General features: G+C 44.4%; 14 protein-coding genes. 13 read left to right on the top strand and 1 reads right to left on the bottom strand.

Annotated elements, in window-relative coordinates; all coding sequences use genetic code 11:
- Window position 1 precedes the first annotated feature (1 nt).
- The 7 genes from ICN38_RS05890 to ICN38_RS05860 are packed head-to-tail and all read left to right on the top strand — an operon-like array spanning window position 2 to window position 8,758.
- Window positions 2-913, top strand: a complete 912-nt coding sequence (locus tag ICN38_RS05890) for a xanthine dehydrogenase family protein subunit M (RefSeq protein ID WP_216256107.1) — start codon at window positions 2-4, stop codon at window positions 911-913.
- Between the two features lie 13 nt (window positions 914-926).
- Window positions 927-2,819, top strand: a complete 1,893-nt coding sequence (locus ICN38_RS05885; protein WP_216256104.1) for a molybdopterin cofactor-binding domain-containing protein — start codon at window positions 927-929, stop codon at window positions 2,817-2,819.
- Window positions 2,816-3,850, top strand: a complete 1,035-nt coding sequence (locus tag ICN38_RS05880) for a xanthine dehydrogenase family protein molybdopterin-binding subunit (protein ID WP_216256102.1) — start codon at window positions 2,816-2,818, stop codon at window positions 3,848-3,850. The genes ICN38_RS05885 and ICN38_RS05880 overlap by 4 nt, the downstream gene beginning before the upstream one ends.
- A gap of 37 nt (window positions 3,851-3,887) precedes the next feature.
- A complete protein-coding gene (locus ICN38_RS05875; protein ID WP_216256100.1) occupies window positions 3,888-4,850 on the top strand; it encodes a tripartite tricarboxylate transporter substrate binding protein in 963 nt (320 codons plus the stop codon).
- Between the two features lie 25 nt (window positions 4,851-4,875).
- Window positions 4,876-6,759 (top strand): thiamine pyrophosphate-binding protein, encoded by a 1,884-nt coding sequence (locus ICN38_RS05870; RefSeq protein ID WP_216256098.1) that lies wholly within the window; start codon window positions 4,876-4,878, stop codon window positions 6,757-6,759.
- Window positions 6,760-6,770: 11 nt separating this feature from the next.
- Window positions 6,771-8,231, top strand: coding sequence for an NAD-dependent succinate-semialdehyde dehydrogenase (locus ICN38_RS05865; protein ID WP_216256095.1), 1,461 nt, complete (start codon window positions 6,771-6,773; stop codon window positions 8,229-8,231).
- 59 nt (window positions 8,232-8,290) lie between these two features.
- Window positions 8,291-8,758, top strand: coding sequence for a CBS domain-containing protein (locus ICN38_RS05860; protein ID WP_216256093.1), 468 nt, complete (start codon window positions 8,291-8,293; stop codon window positions 8,756-8,758).
- A 7-nt stretch (window positions 8,759-8,765) separates the two neighbouring features.
- On the opposite strand, the gene ICN38_RS05855 is transcribed toward ICN38_RS05860, so the two are convergent.
- Window positions 8,766-9,632 carry an AraC family transcriptional regulator gene (locus ICN38_RS05855; protein ID WP_216256091.1) on the bottom strand — a complete coding sequence of 289 codons (867 nt, stop codon included), beginning with the start codon at window positions 9,630-9,632 and terminating at the stop codon, window positions 8,766-8,768.
- A gap of 203 nt (window positions 9,633-9,835) precedes the next feature.
- Here ICN38_RS05855 and ICN38_RS05850 point away from each other — a divergent pair, with 203 nt between their 5' ends.
- From ICN38_RS05850 to ICN38_RS05825, 6 genes are all read left to right on the top strand, one after another.
- On the top strand, window positions 9,836-10,801 hold the full coding sequence (locus ICN38_RS05850; RefSeq protein WP_216256089.1) for a tripartite tricarboxylate transporter substrate binding protein: 966 nt from the start codon (window positions 9,836-9,838) through the stop codon (window positions 10,799-10,801).
- 3 nt (window positions 10,802-10,804) lie between these two features.
- On the top strand, window positions 10,805-11,875 hold the full coding sequence (locus ICN38_RS05845; protein WP_216256087.1) for an isocitrate/isopropylmalate dehydrogenase family protein: 1,071 nt from the start codon (window positions 10,805-10,807) through the stop codon (window positions 11,873-11,875).
- A gap of 49 nt (window positions 11,876-11,924) precedes the next feature.
- The gene (locus tag ICN38_RS05840; RefSeq protein ID WP_216256084.1) at window positions 11,925-12,959 is read left to right on the top strand and encodes an alpha/beta fold hydrolase; all 1,035 of its coding nucleotides are present in this window, start codon (window positions 11,925-11,927) and stop codon (window positions 12,957-12,959) included.
- Between the two features lie 101 nt (window positions 12,960-13,060).
- Entirely contained in the window at window positions 13,061-14,029 is a 969-nt protein-coding gene (locus ICN38_RS05835) for a dienelactone hydrolase family protein (protein ID WP_216256082.1), read from the top strand.
- 32 nt (window positions 14,030-14,061) lie between these two features.
- On the top strand, window positions 14,062-14,868 hold the full coding sequence (locus tag ICN38_RS05830; protein WP_216256078.1) for a hypothetical protein: 807 nt from the start codon (window positions 14,062-14,064) through the stop codon (window positions 14,866-14,868).
- Window positions 14,869-14,897: 29 nt separating this feature from the next.
- Window positions 14,898-16,400 (top strand): amidohydrolase family protein, encoded by a 1,503-nt coding sequence (locus tag ICN38_RS05825; RefSeq protein ID WP_216256077.1) that lies wholly within the window; start codon window positions 14,898-14,900, stop codon window positions 16,398-16,400.
- The last annotated feature ends 1 nt before the right edge of the window (window position 16,401 follow it).

Below are 16,401 nucleotides of genomic sequence, written 5' to 3'. Positions count from 1 at the left end.
CATGTTGACCTATGACCGGTACGTAGTTGCCAGTTCGCTTGCTGAAGTGTTCGATATTCTTGATGCGCACCCCGCATCAAGAATATTGGCTGGAGCAACCGATATTTTGCCGTGGGCTCGCTATGGTAGAGCAGGCGATGTTCATCTTGCTTCTGTTATTGACATTAGCAAGGTCCCTGAATTTAAATATATCCGGCAGTCTGGTAATGACTTGTCATTTGGTGCCATGACGACGATTGCTGATTTTCAGAATAATTCCATCTTAAGAGAGCATGCTCCTGTATTGGCTCAGTGCGCTGTTTGGTTTGCGGATGATCAAATTCGTGAGCAAGCCACTGTAGGGGGCAATGTTGTTAATGCCTCTCCGGCAGGAGACTCTCAGCCAGCTTTATTGGCCTTGAATGCCTCTGTCAAATTGATCAGACGTGAAAATGGCAGCCTTTTGGAGCGCAGTATTCCTTTGGAGGAGTTTATTCATGGGCCTGGCAAAACCGCCATGCTGCATAAAGAGCTGGTTTTAGGGTTCGAGTGTGACTCAATGCGGGCTTGTGGAAGCGCTTATGAAAAAGTAGGCCATCGTCGCTCTCTCGTCATCTCAACTGTATGCCTGGCAGTGATTGCTAAGGCTGCATCTAATAAGAGTTCATTGGCCGATATTCGCATCGGCATTGGCGCAGTAGGTCCAGTACCCAAGAGGTTAGTAGATTTAGAGAAAGCCTTAATCGGTAGAGAAATTACTGGTGAACTTGTGCATCAAATTGCAGAGCAGGCTAGTGAGTTTGTCAATTCGCGCAGTCGTCATGAATACCGCAGAGAAGTCTTAGTCAACTTCGTTGAAAGAGGCATTATTTCTGCAATTAATCAAAGTGGTATTACCGTAGCCCGATTCGGTGAGGAGCAGATCTGTGCCTAAATTACATTCATCAATGTCAGACAAAAAAATTGGTGAGCATCCTCTTGTGGAGATCACCGCTACAGTTAATGGCCGTATGGTTTCCCGTAGCGTGCCAAATCATTATCGATTGATTGATTTTGTAAGAGAAGAATTGCATTTAACTGGCAACAAAGAAGGCTGTGGTGCGGGTGAGTGTGGAACCTGCTCAATGTTTGTGGATGGTGTTTTAGTAAAAAGCTGCTTGATGCCAGTTCAAAAAATTATGAACGCCACGGTTGAAACGGTGGATGACTTAGATCGCGATGCTGGCAGAACAGTGCTTCAGCAAGCCTTCCATAAGTGTGGCTCAAGTCAATGCGGTTATTGCATTCCTGGCATGGTCATGGCTGCGACATCCTTGTTAAGAAAGATGCCTAATCCTGATCGTGAGCAGATTAAAGAAGGTTTAGGCGGCAATATCTGTCGATGCACTGGCTATCAAAAAATTATTGATGCTGTTGAATTGGCGCGCGATGTTATTAATAAAAAAATTCTAGATTCAAGTCTTGAGGAAGATCTACTTGAGCCGGTGATGGGTGCTCGGACTCCTCGCTTAGATGCTCCCGGCAAGGTAACAGGTTCGGTAAAGTATGCGGCAGATATGGTGATGCCTAATATGCTGCATATGTCAGTATTAAGAAGTCCTTATGCTTACGCCAAAATTATTTCGATTGACGCTTCTGAGGCATTGGCAATACCTGGTGTTGAAGTTGTGTTGACATCGGCAGATGTCCCCGGAATTGATAATTTTGGGGTCTTTATCGAAGATCAGCCAATCATGGCTAGAGATTACGTTCGATATACGGGTGAGGCGGTCGCTGCAGTTGCTGCCCAGACGCTTGATCTTGCCATGGCAGCAACGAAGCTCATCAAGGTTGAGTACGAAGTTTTAGATGGCGTATTTGATCCGCATCTTGCAATAAAAGATGGTGCACCACAACTGCATGATTTTGCAAAAAACAATATCACTAAACATACAAAAATTCGCAAAGGTGATGTTGAAGAGGGTTTCAAGCAGGCTGATTTGATTGTGGAGGAGACATATCAAACTGCCAAAATCGAGCATGCCTATTTAGAGCCAGAGGCTGGCTTGGCCTATGTAGAGTCCGATGGATGTGTCACAGTGCATTCACCAAGCCAAAATATTACACACCATCGCCATGCCTTGGCAAAAATCTTAGGCAGACCGATCAATAAAGTGCGCATGATTATGAGTACTGTTGGCGGTGGATTTGGTGGTAAAGAGGATATGATTTATCAAGGCATGTTGGCACTTGCTGCCATTAAATCTCGTCGTCCTGTGCGCTATGTCTTTACGCGTGAAGAGAGTTTTATTGCTAGCGCCAAACGACATCCATTTTCCATTCAATACAAGATGGGCCTTAAGAAGAACGGCAAAATTGTGGCGACCAAGATGGTCATGATTTCTGATGGTGGTGCTTATGCAATGTCTACACCTGGCGTCATGAATAAGTCTGCCATATTGGGGCCAGGACCTTATCAACTTGAAAATGTTTGGGTGGATGCCATTGGCGTATATACCAACAACACTCCAAGCGGAGCAATGCGTGCCTTTGGTGCATTCCAATCTGAATTTGCTACTGAGGCGCACTTAGATCTGTGTGCCGAGAAACTCAAAATGGACCCGATTCAGTTGCGGATGATGAATCTAATGCGTGATGGGGCAACTACCCACACTAGGCAAAAAATTGATCGGGTGTTGGCAGTCGATTGTTTAAATGCGGTAGTTGATTTAGCTGGTTGGGATCAAGGTGCACCCAATCGTCACGGTAGTGGAAAAGAATCGCGTAAGGACATTGGCCAAAGCGGGATACGTCAATCATGCACCTTAGGCACTCACCTAAAGCAGGGGGAAGAAGTATGAAAAAGCGCGGACGTGGAGTAGCCTGTGGTTGGTATGGCATTGCGCGAACAGCGGCAATGGATCGTGCCGCCGTTTGGGTAGAGCTCGATGATGGTGGAACCGTCAAGATTGCAACTGGCGTTACTGAAATTGGCGAAGGAATATTGACGGGTTTATGCCAAATTGCCGCTCATGAAATGGGCGTTAGACCTGACGATATAGTTTTAGCTGATAACGATACTGCTCGGGTTCCAGAGGCGGCTCATGCTGGTGCGACACGTATGACTTATATGATCGGCAATGCTGTTGCAGTAGGCTGTCGAGAAGCTATGTCTAAATTCAAAAAGGCCATGGGTGATTATTGGGGTGTTGATCCTAATTCGATTCATGCCCAAAACCGTCAAGTTTGGGTAGAGAACTCCCCAACAATGAAGATGTCTATGGCTGAAGCAACCCATCATCTCAAAAAGGATAAAGGTATCGTCATTGTCGGTAGTGGATTGTTTACCTCAGCTCACACTCCATTAAATCCCGATAACGGAGAGGCGACTCCATGGCAAAGCTATGTTTTTGGGGCGCAAATTGCTGAAGTAGAAGTGGATCTGGACACTGGCGAAGTGCAAGTGCTTGGAGTATGGGCCGCGCATGATGTAGGCAAAGTAGTTAATCCTCAGCAGGTGGAGGGACAAATTGAGGGCGGTATTGTCATGGGCGTGGGGCACGCCTTAATGGAAGAGTACACGCAACATCAAGGGCAGGTTACAACTCCAGGCTTTGCAAAATATATTTTGCCAACGACCTTAGATATCCCGAATATTCATTCAGTTTTACTTACTGAGCCAGATCCAAAAACGCCGCTTGGAGTAAAAGGAATTGGTGAGCCATGTATCACGCCAACTGCCCCAGCAATTATTAACGCTATCTACGATGCGGTGGGCGTCAGGATTACATCTTTACCAGCAACCCCTGAAAAGGTATTAGCTGGAATCTTGAAGCAGAAAAAAGTAATCAAACGCAGAGTTGAGCAGGAAGAGTTTGTAACTACTGAATAAGAATTCATTCTAAACAAATCGAGTTGGAGGTGATTTTATGTATAAAAATCTAAAGATTATTGTTTGCACTTTGTTTTTCTTCGTTTCTTTTTGTGCCTTTGCACAAAATGTAAAAAATAAATATCCAGACAAACCCATTGAGCTAGTAGTTTTGTTTCCAGTAGGGAGTTCAGCTGACATTGTGGCTAGAATATTTGCTGATAATCTCTCCAAAGAACTTGGTACTCAGATTGTTGTGAACAATAAACCTGGCGCTGGTGGTGCCATTGGTTACAAATATGTAGCTGGCAAAAACCCCGATGGATACTCATTAGTTTGGAGCTCAAACTCGATTTTATCGACCTATTATTCAGGCGCATTGAACGTTGACTATCAAGGTTTTGACCATATTGCTCGGGCTACTATTGAACTCCCAGTGGTTGCCGTGAAGGCTGATTCGCCTTGGAAAAATCTGAAGGATATGCTTGATTACGTTAGGGCGCACCCCGAAGAAGTGCGGGTTGGTAATTCTGGTGTTGGAAGTTTTACTCACTATGCAGGCGCATCATTCTTTGATGCTCAAGGTGTCAAAGTAACCCATGTACCTTATTCTTCCTCTCAGGTGGTAACTAGTTTGATGGGGGGCAATATTGAAGCTGTCGTTCAGGCCCCTGGAGCGCTAATGCCTTTCGTGAATAGTGGTGGCCTTCGTGTGCTCGGAGTACTGGGGTCACGTCGTGAACCAGCATTTCCAAATGTGCCTACCGCTGCAGAGCAGGGGATTCAATTTCAGGCTGATATGTGGCGAGGGGTTTCTGCGCCTAAGGGAACTCCAAAAGAAATTTCTGCACGCATCCAAGCAGCCATGCAAAAAACCTTAGCCTCGCCTGAATTTAAAAAGCAGTGTGAAAAAAATGGATGTGTAGCTTCGTATGCTGATTCAATGCAATTCTTAAAAGATATTGCATCAGAAAATTATTTAGTAGCGAGCTTTATGAAGCAAACACTTAAGAATAATTAAAAAGTTAATAAGCAAGGAAATGTAATTGTTGAATAAGCCAGGTATTGAGGGTATTGAGATCCGCGCAAAAGCAATTGCAAAGGCGGGTGGGATTGAGCAATTTATCGCTACGCATGATGTCCAAAATTTCCAGGTTTGCCTTTCCGAAGCGCTTGTCTTAGGTCTTTTAAGACAGGGTGTTACAAAGTACCTTGCAATTTTCGGTCATGGCTCCACTCATCTCGGTGAAATATTGCGTATTTACACTGAGGCTGGCGTTACTAAGGTATATAACTTTCGTAATGAGGTTGAGATGGCGCATGCAGGCACTGCGCTAAGTTGGGTCTATCAAGAAGTTTGCGCAGTAGTCACCTCTATTGGTCCAGGTGCATTACAGGCGATGGCTGGTTCCTTAGCAGCAGCATCCAATGGGGTTGGTATTTACCACATCTATGGCGATGAAACGACCTATGGTGAAGGTTACAACATGCAGCAAATCCCCAAGCAAGAACAGCATTTATATGGTCAGTTAACCGCGGTAATGGGTAAGTCCTATGTACTGCATACCCCTGAAGGAATTCGCAACGCTTTGCGTCTAGGCGTTCAGACTGTCTTCAATCCTGTAAAGGCTGGACCATTTTATTTGTTGATGCCCATTAATACTCAACCCCAGGTTATCAATCACTTTAATTTACAGGCGATGCCGCTCAAACCCTGTGCATCCAAACAGATAGTCGGAGATCAGGAATTGATTGACGAGTCTGTAAAAGCCATTTGTAAATCTAAGAAAGTAGTTATCAAGGCTGGTGGTGGGAGCCGACCATTTTTTAATGAATTAAGAAAGTTTGCCAAATTAGCGGGCGCAGCAGTAGTGCTATCACCAGGCTCTACTGGCGTCTTGGCAAATGATGACCCGTTAAATATGCATGTAGGTGGCAGCAAGGGATCGATTAGCGGGAACTACGCTATGCAAAATGCTGATTTATTGATTGTGATTGGCTCACGCGCCGTATGTCAGTCTGACTGCTCTGGAGTGGGCTACCCGCAAGTAAGCAAAGTAATCAATATTAATGGCGACTTTGCCGATTTAAATCATTACAACAACACCATTGGATTGTATGGAGACATTGGCAGCATCTTAGAGCAACTCATTGCTGCGTTCCCAAAGTCAGACGACTACTTGAGTGCGAAACAAGTGTGGCTAAGCGATTGCGCCCAGAAAAAAAATGAATGGAAAAGTTTTTTAAGTCGGACTCAAGGTGTCAAGACAATCACTGATGAAGTGTGGGGAAGTCCAGTCTTAACGCAGCCGGCTGCAATTAAAGCGGTTTGTGATTTTGCAAAACAGCATCATGCTATTAAATTTTTTGATGCTGGTGATGTTCAGGCCAATGGATTTCAGACAGTTGAGGATGATCTTCCTGGAGAGACGTATACCGAAACTGGGGCGTCCTATATGGGTTTTGCAACATGTGCCGTGATTTCTAATGGAATGGCAGATAAGCCAAAGTATGGAATTGCATTTACAGGTGATGGTTCATTCATGATGAATCCACAAGCCTTAATTAGTGCTGTTCAGCATCATGCAAAGGGCATGATTGTCATATTTGATAACCGCAGAATGGCTGCGATCTCTAGTCTTCAGCATGCTCAATATGGAAAAGACTTTCGGACAAATGACTCCGTAGCTGTTGACTATGTTCAGTTGGCAGCCTCTGTATCTGGAGTAAAAGCATTTGCTGTCGAGGGCTCTCTAGAATCTTTGCAAGATGCTTTAAAGAGCGCCTATTCATATGACGGACTATCTGTTTTGCATGTGCCTGTCTATGCTGGAACGGATGAGCGCGGCGGACTTGGTGCATACGGTAGTTGGAACGTAGGTAATTGGTGTGAGTCTGTACAGGACATCTACCTTTCTAGTAATATTTAATTAAGAGAGCAATGGAAAAAGCAAATTTTGGTCTATACAAGGACTATGGTTGTTTTATTAATGGAAAATGGGTTGTTGCATCGGATCTACAGGTTAAAGAGGTTAGCAGTCCTGTAACTGGCGAATTAATAGGCCTTATTCCTGCGGCTACAGAATCAGATCTACAAGCGGCTTTAGATAGCGCCCAAAAAGGATTTAATATTTGGCGAGCAATCTCTCCATGGGATCGCAGTGCAATCCTACGCAAAACTGCGGATTTGCTCAGAGAGCGTAATAGTCAGTACGCGATCATGATGTCTACAGAAACAGGGAAGCCCATTGCTCAGGCAGAAGGCGAGTGGCGTGATGCAGCTGATCAATTTGAATGGTATGCAGAAGAAACCAAAAGAATCTACGGGCAGACAATTGAAGCCAGGCTTCCTGAAATCCGGATGGGTGTTCGAATGGAGCCCGTTGGTGTAGTTGCTGCTTTTTCTGCCTGGAATTTCCCTGCCTTGTTGCCAGCCAGAAAGCTAGCTGCTGGTTTAGCTGCCGGGTGCTCTGTGATCTTAAAGCCAGCTGGTGAGGCCCCTGGTTCTGGGATGGCTATTATTCAAACCTTAATGGATGCAGGGCTGCCAGTAGATGTTGTCAATTTAGTGACCGGTGATTCTAGAAAGATATCTCAGTATTTGGTGGAATCACCAATCGTCAAAAAAGTCACTCTAACGGGCTCAACTGCAGTCGGAAGAGAAATATTGCAATTGGCCGCTAATGGCATCAAAAAAGTATCCATGGAATTGGGTGGTCATGCTCCTGTAATCGTTTTTGAAGATGCAGACATTGAAGCGGCAGCAGAGATGTGCGCCCGCTTTAAGTTTAGAAATTGTGGTCAAGTCTGCGCCTCTCCATCACGCTTTTATGTCCATGCATCACATTATCAGAGGTTCTGTGATGTTTTTGCAGCCTTCGCTAAGGCCATGGTGATTGGTGATGGCTTAAATCCTGATGTGGGTATGGGGCCGATGATTAATGCTCGTGGTCTAAATCATGTTCATAATTTAATTGCCGATGCAATAGATAAAGGTGCGAAATTGCTTGCGGGTGGATCTGCCCCAGCAGGCTTTAGTAAAGGAAACTTTATTGCTCCAACGGTATTGTCTGATGTTCCCGATAATGCACGGATTATGATCGATGAGCCTTTCGGCCCAATCGCGCCAATCGCAAGTTTTGTTGATTTCGATGAGGTGATTGAGCGTGCTAATTCAACTCCTTACGGCTTGGCCTCTTATCTCTTCACAACATCTTTAAAGACTGCTGCATTGGCTAGTGAGCGTATTGAAGCGGGTATGGTTGGCATCAATGAATTGGCCATTGCAAGCGCTGAAATGCCTTTTGGTGGCGTTAAACAAAGCGGAATTGGCAGGGAGGGTGGTGCCTTTGGTATTCAAGACTATCTCGAGCCAAAATTTATCAAAACCAGATTGGTATAAAGCTTAAGAGCATAGATGTTCCATTTTATTGGCACGTATTACCGACCCAGGAGTGCTTCATGAAGATCGTTGATTTATTAAGAGAAAAGGGTGGCGCAGTATCAACAGCCCCTAAAAGTATGAAGTTGTCTGAATGCGTCATTATGATGAGCGATCAAAATTTAGGCTCTTTGGTGGTGATTGATGGGGGACAGGTTGTAGGGCTTCTCACCTTTAGAGAGGTGATTAATATTCTTGCTAAAAGACAAAAAGAATTGCGGCAGGGTCCAACCCCACCAGTTGCTGAATTAACTGTCGATACTGTCATGATTAGAAATCCTATTACAGCTTCATTAGATGATGAAGTGACCAAGATTCACGATCTCATGGTGAGCAACCATCAGAGATATATGCCGGTAGTAGAGGATCGGCGGCTAGTAGGGGTGATCTCTTTTTATGATATTGCTAAAGTGATCATCGAAAGTCATGTTCGAGAAAATGGACTGCTGAAATCGTATATCAGCGAGTTTCCTGAAATTCCAATTTGATCCAGCGTTAATGCCGCCTCTGGGCACGGAACTCGCTTGGTGAAAAATTAAATTTTTGTTTGAACCGTCTCGTAAAGTAGCCCTCATCGGCAAATCCAACCTCGTTTGCAATATCTGAAATTCGGTTATCTGTCATCAGCAGTAACTCTTGGGCCTTTTCCATTCTCTTCATGGTGAGCCATCCTACAAAAGCTAATCCAGTCTTTTGCTTTAATAATTGTGAAATGTAATTAGGCGATAAAAAAGTAGAATGGGCAACCGATTCAAGGGTTAAATTTGAACTCATATTTTTGTCAATAAACTGAATCACCCGTTTAAATGACTCAGTTTGGCTACTCTGGTTTGTTTGGGTATTTAATAGGCGAGTAATTTCTGTTGAATAGCTCTCCATAGCGTATCCAATGAGGTCTAAGAGGCAGCCTCGGATTCTCTCTCTCCAGCCCATATTGCGCATGCTATTAATTTGGTGCATTTGTTGAACTAGCTTCAGTATGTATGAAAACTGCTCATCACTGAAGTTGAAGTTGATTGCACCTTGATAAAGAAATGGAATAATTTCTGGGTGTTCAAGTGCAATGAGCTCTTCGGTCTCAAATAAGTTTGCGGTCAGATTCGGGCCGAGGAAGCTTCTATTGAAATTGATGATGTGGTAATCGGGATTTTCTGCTGGGATGCTGTAATGGACCCGGTATGGAAGAATAAAAATGATTGAATTATCTGGATAAGTGGATTCAACATTTCGAATACCGTGTTTTGAGCCGCCATTCACATTGACATGAATTTGAAAAAACTCATGCCTATGGGGCGTAACAAGGGGATTTCTAATGCGCCAATCTCTAATTTCGAAGTCAAGGTTCTCAGACCTTTCTGACATCTGGTAGGTTTTGATCTGTACCGAATCTTTTAACATGTTGAATAACCTGGTTAGCTATCGCTTTATTTAGGCCTAACAATAATGGGTCGTGCACTATTTTGTCCACAGGGCAGTCCATATTACCTCAGTAGCCCTTTTTTCTTTATATAGAACAATGTAATTAGGCTATGCTATGTTTTTGGCCCCTTAATTTTCAACTATATATGAAACGTCGCCATTTTCTAGGCTTGTCTCTTGCGCTATCTTTACCGCTTTCAGTGAGGGCCCAGGCTTATCCCTCAAAACCCATCCGCTATATTGTTCCTGTTGCTGCTGGTGGTGGCAACGACATGATTGCGCGTGTAGTTACTGAACGTTGGGGCCGAATACTAGGTCAAACTTTTGTAGTCGAAAACCAAAGTGGCGGTGGCGGAGTGATTGCCTCGCAGACTACGATGAGGGCAGCACCTGATGGCTACACTTTGATGCAGGGTTATGTTGCTACCCATGGCACAAATCCTGCGACACGCAAGGTCCCTTATGACCCTATTAAAGATTTCACCCCCATTGGCATGATTGGTGCTACACCGAATGTTTTGATTGTGAATAGTCAGATTCCTGTAAAAAATATGAAGGAATTTATTGACTATGTGCGCAAGAATCCAGGAAAGCTGAGCTACGGCACTGCTGGCCAAGGATCTCTTACTCATATGACGATGGAATTATTTAAGCAAGAGACGGGTCTTTATATTCTGCATATTCCCTATCGTGGGATTGCTCCAGCAATCAATGATTTATTAGGAGGTCAAACGCAAGCCATGTTCCCGGGTTTAGCTGCGGCCTTGCAATACATTCAGTCGGGCAGGGTGCGTGCATTAGCGGTCACAGGGTCAAAACGCAGTTCCGTATTAAAAGATGTACCTACTATGGAAGAGTTGGGCTTTAAAGGTTTTGATGCAATGCAATGGTATGGCACGGTTGGTCCAGCTGGTATTCCGTCTGATATTGTGAAGCGATTGAATGAAACCCAAATTGCTACGCTGAAACTCCCGGAGATGCGGGAGAAGTTATTGATCGAAGCAGTCGAGCCCATGCCGATGTCTCCTGAGCAATTCGGTCAATTTATTAAAGATGAAACTAGGCGATGGTCTGTCCTGGCAAAAGCTCGCAATATTCAATTGGAAGAGTAGGTCATGTCAAAGAAATTACGAATTGGAATCTTAGAGGGTGATGATATTGGTCATGAGATTGTGCCGGTTGCAGTCGAAGTTGCTAAAGCCGCCGCCAAACTTCATCAAGTTGATATTGAGTGGGTGCCTTTGCCAATCGGGCGACGTGCACTCGATACTCACGGGCATACTCTGCCACCGGAGACGCTAGAAACATTGCGTACTCTAGATGGATGGATATTAGGGCCCATTGGTCATCGCGCATATCCGAAGCAAGCCAATGCCATCAACCCCCATCCTATTTTACGTAAGCAATTTAATTTATTTGCAAACGTAAGGCCAACACGTTCTTATCCCGATATTGGATGTCTGCGTGATGATATTGATTTAGTGATTGTTCGCGAAAACAATGAAGGCTTTCAGCCAGATCGAAACATGCTGCTTGGAAATGCCGAATTTCGTCCAAGCGATGAAATCACGCTTTCTATGCGCGTTATTACGAGAACAGGAAGTCGCCGTGTAGCCCAAGCTGCCTATGAATTAGCGCGCCAACGAAAGAAGCATTTGACTTATGTTCATAAAGACACTGTCTTTAAGCTGGGCTGCGGGATGTTTGTAGAGGAGTGTAAAAAACTGGCCCCTCAATATCCAGATGTACTCGTTGACGACGTGATTGTTGACACTATGGCAATGCGCCTAGTACGTGATCCTCAAAACTTTGATGTGATAGTGACAACGAATATGTTTGGCGATATCTTGTCAGATGAAGCTGCGGGCCTGGTTGGCGGTTTAGGAATGGCGCCGGGTTTATGCATCGGCGATGGTGATGTAGTGATGGCGCAAGCTACCCACGGATCGGCTCCAGATATTGCAGGTCAAGGCATTGCCAACCCATACTCCATGATTGAATCGACTCGGATGATGTTTGATTGGCTTGGCCATAGTAAGAATATCCCAGAGGCTGTAGCGATGGCAAGATCGATGTCAAAGGCAACCACAGTCGCATTAGCCAATCCTAATGCTAGGACGGGAGATATTAATGGCAAAGGCAATACTGCTTCAATGGCCAAGGCAGTATTAGAGGCTTTGCAATAATTCTTTAGTGTCTTTGGAAGGCATGTGAGACAAAAGTGATGAACCTAATATGAAAAAAATACTTCTAACACTTCTGACTATTATTAGCCCATTTTGTTTTGCGAATGATTACCCAAATCAAAAAGAGGGCGTATGGATTGCAAAAGATTTTCAGTTTCATACGGGTGAGACTTTAAAGGAAGCCAAGATTGGCTATGTCACCTTGGGTAATCCCAATAATCCTGCTGTACTGATTCTCCATGGGACTGCAGGTTCAGCAAAAGGTATGCTGGGAAAAGATTTTGGTGGTGAGTTGTTTATGGCTGGTCAGCCATTAGATGCGAATAAGTATTTCATCATCATTCCCGATGCGATTGGCGTAGGCAAATCTAGCAAACCCTCGGATGGGATGAAGGCGCAATTTCCAAGATATAACTACAGTGACATGGTCCAAGGCCAATATCGCCTAGTAACAGAAGGTTTGGGTATCAAACATCTCAAACTAGTCTTAGGTAATTCCATGGGGGGCATGCAGACCTGGTTATGGGGGACGAACTATCCAGGATTTACAGACTATTTAGCGCCGATGGCATCGACACCGAGTGCGATGTCGGGCCGTAATTGGATAATGCGACGCTTTATCTCTGAATCGATTCGCCGTGATCCCGCCTGGAATGGCGGAAATTATGAAGTGCAACCCAAGAGCGCTCATTTTGCAAGCGTCTTCTATCCTTTTGCTACTACTGGCGGTAATCAGCATCTGCAATTCTTAGCGCCCAATAGCGAAAAAGCCGATGCGCTCGTTAATGAAAAGCTCAATAATCCTTTAACGATGGATGCCAACGACTTTCTATACCAATGGGAGTCTTCACGGGACTTTAATCCAGGCCCAGATCTTGAAAAGATTAAAGCAAAGGTATTGGTAATTAATTCGGCTGATGACGAAAGAAACCCCCCTGAGCTAGGCATCATGCAAAAAGAATTAAAACGCGTGAAAGCGTCAGAGCTCTATCTGATCCCTGCGAATGAGCAGACTTTAGGCCATTCCACAACAGGCCAGGCTAAGTGGTGGAAAGAGAAGCTTAGCCAGTGGATGGCGAAGTAAGCCTGATTTAGGATTTTTGCCCTAGCTTCAGGTAAGATGTTTTAACGATATAGATACATAAAAATAAGTCGTTATTAATCGTTTTTTGGAGACTAAAACTGATGAAGTATTTACTGATTGCCACCCTGGCAACGCTATGCTTGTCCGCACAAGCCGGCACTGAGATTGTTTATCCTACCCGCGCAGAAATTTATTCCATCCCCACCTTAACTATTTCGGATAAGCAGTTTTTACAAGGTGATAAGAACGGTAAAGAAGTGACTGTTAATGGTATTTTGCGCTTTCCTCAAAAGCCAGTCAGTCAAAAAATTCCAGTAATTTTTTTAGTTCATGGTTCTAGTGGTATCGGGCCCAATGTGGAATATTGGTCCAATCATTTTTTAGCACAGGGCTATGCCACCTTTAGTTTGGATGGCTTTACAGGTCGAGGTTTAACAGTGGTTGGCCCTAATCAGGCTTTATTAGGTAGATTAAATCTCATCCTAGATAGCTATAGAGCAATGGAGATTTTGGCTAAGCATCCTCGTTTAGATTCCAGCAAGTTTGTCATGATGGGATTCTCAAGGGGAGGCCAAGCAAGCTTATTTGCGAGTGTTGAGCGCTTTAATAAGCAGTGGAATAAGAGCGGCACAGTGTTTGCAGCCCATATTCCCTTTTACGCTGATTGTGTTACGAGCTATATCGGTGACGATAAGACTACAGGTAAGCCGATTCAATTGCATCACGGCAGGGCAGATGATTACAACCCTATTGGCGCATGCAAGACCTATGTTAATAAGTTAAAAGCAGCCAAGCAAAATGTCGAGTTATTCGAATATGACTTTGGTCCTCATGCCTTTGATTCACCTTTAGGAACAGTGCCGCCAGTTATTTCTAAGAATGCGCAAACAGTGAGGGCTTGCACTATTACTGAAAAGACAGAAGGGATCTTGATTAATACTCAAACAAATCAAGAGTTTCAGTATTCTGATGCGTGTGTCCAGTTAGATCCGCATGTTGGGCGAGATGATGACGCTACCCAAAAATCAACTCGTGAGATTGATGCATTTTTGGTAAAACTCTTTAAATAATCTACAAGAACAATACGATTATCTGGAACCCTATGAAAATTTCTAAATTACTTGGTCTTGCGCTGTATCTGGTACTGGCGCAGAGTATTTCCTTTGCACAGCAAAAGCCAACTGTTCAAAGTTATCCTAAGGATGCGCCAAAATCAGTTGCTTTTATTGGGAATAGCTTTTTCTATTTCAATAACGGCATTATTAGCAACCTTGGGCCAATGGTTGCTGAGGGAATGAAGGGTGCTCCACTTCGCCAAAGTATGATTACGATTAGTGGATCGGGTTTTGATTGGCATGATGTCGACTCTTATTTCCGTCCAAATGCCATTGGAAAATACTCGTTTGATGCTCAGAACAATGTGGTGATGAATCCTACGCGTCAACCATTATTCGATGCCGCTATTTTGATGGACTGTAGCCAATGCCCCATCCATCCCCAAATGAAGTCTGTCTTTACAGAGTACGCAAAGAAGCATAGCGATACTGTAAAGCGCAACGGCTCTGTACCAGTCTTCTTTATGTCATGGGCTTACAAAGATAAACCTGACATGACCATTCCACTGGCAGATGCCTATACTGCAGCAGGTAATGAGAATGGTGTTTTGGTAATTCCGGTTGGTTTAGCGTTTGCTAAATCGATCGCTTTAAAGCCTGACTTGGAGTTATATGCCCCTGATAAGCGCCATCCCAGTGTGGCGGGCACTTATCTATCGGCAGCAACAACTTATGCCACTTTATTTAACCAATCTCCGGTTGGCCTTAAATATAACGCTGGCTTAAGTCCTGAGGTGGCATTGTATTTGCAGCAAGTAGCTTACGATACTGTCAAAGAGTATCAAAAACGTTAATATCTTTTAAGACATAGGAGACTCATATCATGATGACGCCCGATGAGATTGAAAAATTAATCCCCGCAGAAACTGCTAAATTTCGTTCGCCCATTCCTACACAGGCAATTTCTAGTGATGAGTTTATGCCCGGTGTACAAACACCAAAGCAAAAAGAGTTTGAGAAGCGTGTCAAAGAAATTGGCTCAAGACTAGCAAAACATCAAGGCGTTTCACGCCGTCATTTCTTTCAGGGTGCTGCAGGAATGGCTGCAGCCTTTCTTGCGATGAATGAAACCTTTGGACCGCTGTATGGGGTCAGTCATGCTGAAGCAGCGACACCTGAGATGGCAAATGAACGTGCAGCAGCCCTCAAGAGCCAATTCATCATGGATATGCATACGCATTATCTGCGAGACGATACTCGTTTAGAGGGGTTTGTCAGGTCACGGGAGGCGGTAGGAAAAGCTGCTTGGAATCCAGCCCTTGCTGGCAAGCCTCAGACTTTAGACGACCTGAAATTTGCAAACTACTTCAAAGAAATCTATTTAGATAGCGATACCAAGATTGCCTTAATTTCTGGATCGGGATCAGAAGATCCAAGAGATTGGTTTTTAACCAATGAAATGAAGGCGCAAGCACGCAAAACGGTTAATCAAGAAGCGGGTACGCAGCGTATGTTCGCGCATGCCATATTCATGCCTGGAATGCCAGGTTGGTTAGAAAAAGCAGAAGCCGATTATGAAAACCTCAAGCCAGATTCCTTTAAGGGCTACACCATTGGTGACAACACGAATAAGCAACTCTCTAAACATCCTTGGCGCTTGGACGATGAGAAGTTGGTTTATCCCTTCTATGAAAAGTTGGCTAAGTGGAGTAAGACGAAACCAAGCTTGGCTAACGTTTGTGTGCACAAAGGTTTGTACCCACCATCAGTAACACAGCAGTATCCACATCTATTGCCATATGCAACAGTAGATGATGTTGCTAAAGCGGCAAAAGATTGGCCGGAACTCAACTTTGTAATTTATCACTCGGCCTTTCGTTACACCGGCGGTACTTGGGATGAGGGCTGGCAGCAATTTATGCGTACGGGTCGGATTGATTGGGTAACTGACTTAGCGCAGATTCCTCAAAAAGCAGGCGTAAAAAATGTCTATGGTGACTTGGGGCAGATCTTTGCACAGAGCACCATTGCTGAACCAAGACTCTGTGCTGCAATGATGGGCCAGTTGATTCAGGGACTGGGAACTGATCATGTCGTTTGGGGAACAGATGCGATTTGGACGGGCTCTCCGCAATGGCAAATTGAAGCTTTACGCCGCCTGGAAATCCCCGAGGATATGCAAAAGAAATATGGCTTTGCAGCTCTGGGACCAGCTGATGGACCAGTCAAGCGCGCTATCTTTGGTGATAATTCAGCGCGTCTCTATAACTTCACCCAAGCACAACGAAATGCATTGGTGGGGGATAAAGTGGCATTAGCTAAATTGAATTATGACGAGTTTGGTGATGGTAGAACCAACCTTAGATATGGGTATATGCAGACGTAAT

Source organism: Polynucleobacter sp. AP-Melu-500A-A1 (assembly GCF_018882125.1).
Taxonomy (GTDB): domain Bacteria; phylum Pseudomonadota; class Gammaproteobacteria; order Burkholderiales; family Burkholderiaceae; genus Polynucleobacter.
Note: the sequence above shows the minus strand (reverse complement) of the source record. Positions and strands in the feature narration are given on the sequence as shown.

Bases quoted from the DNA above. Each gene is read 5' to 3' on its own strand.
- ICN38_RS05890 (WP_216256107.1), top strand. From the start codon at position 2: ATGTTGACCTATGACCGGTACGTAGTTGCCAGTTCGCTTGCTGAAGTG.
- ICN38_RS05885 (WP_216256104.1), top strand. From the start codon at position 927: ATGTCAGACAAAAAAATTGGTGAGCATCCTCTTGTGGAGATCACCGCT.
- ICN38_RS05880 (WP_216256102.1), top strand. From the start codon at position 2,816: ATGAAAAAGCGCGGACGTGGAGTAGCCTGTGGTTGGTATGGCATTGCG.
- ICN38_RS05875 (WP_216256100.1), top strand. From the start codon at position 3,888: ATGTATAAAAATCTAAAGATTATTGTTTGCACTTTGTTTTTCTTCGTT.
- ICN38_RS05865 (WP_216256095.1), top strand. From the start codon at position 6,771: ATGGAAAAAGCAAATTTTGGTCTATACAAGGACTATGGTTGTTTTATT.
- ICN38_RS05860 (WP_216256093.1), top strand. From the start codon at position 8,291: ATGAAGATCGTTGATTTATTAAGAGAAAAGGGTGGCGCAGTATCAACA.
- ICN38_RS05855 (WP_216256091.1), bottom strand. From the start codon at position 9,632: ATGTCAGAAAGGTCTGAGAACCTTGACTTCGAAATTAGAGATTGGCGC.
- ICN38_RS05850 (WP_216256089.1), top strand. From the start codon at position 9,836: ATGAAACGTCGCCATTTTCTAGGCTTGTCTCTTGCGCTATCTTTACCG.
- ICN38_RS05845 (WP_216256087.1), top strand. From the start codon at position 10,805: ATGTCAAAGAAATTACGAATTGGAATCTTAGAGGGTGATGATATTGGT.
- ICN38_RS05840 (WP_216256084.1), top strand. From the start codon at position 11,925: ATGAAAAAAATACTTCTAACACTTCTGACTATTATTAGCCCATTTTGT.
- ICN38_RS05835 (WP_216256082.1), top strand. From the start codon at position 13,061: ATGAAGTATTTACTGATTGCCACCCTGGCAACGCTATGCTTGTCCGCA.
- ICN38_RS05830 (WP_216256078.1), top strand. From the start codon at position 14,062: ATGAAAATTTCTAAATTACTTGGTCTTGCGCTGTATCTGGTACTGGCG.
- ICN38_RS05825 (WP_216256077.1), top strand. From the start codon at position 14,898: ATGATGACGCCCGATGAGATTGAAAAATTAATCCCCGCAGAAACTGCT.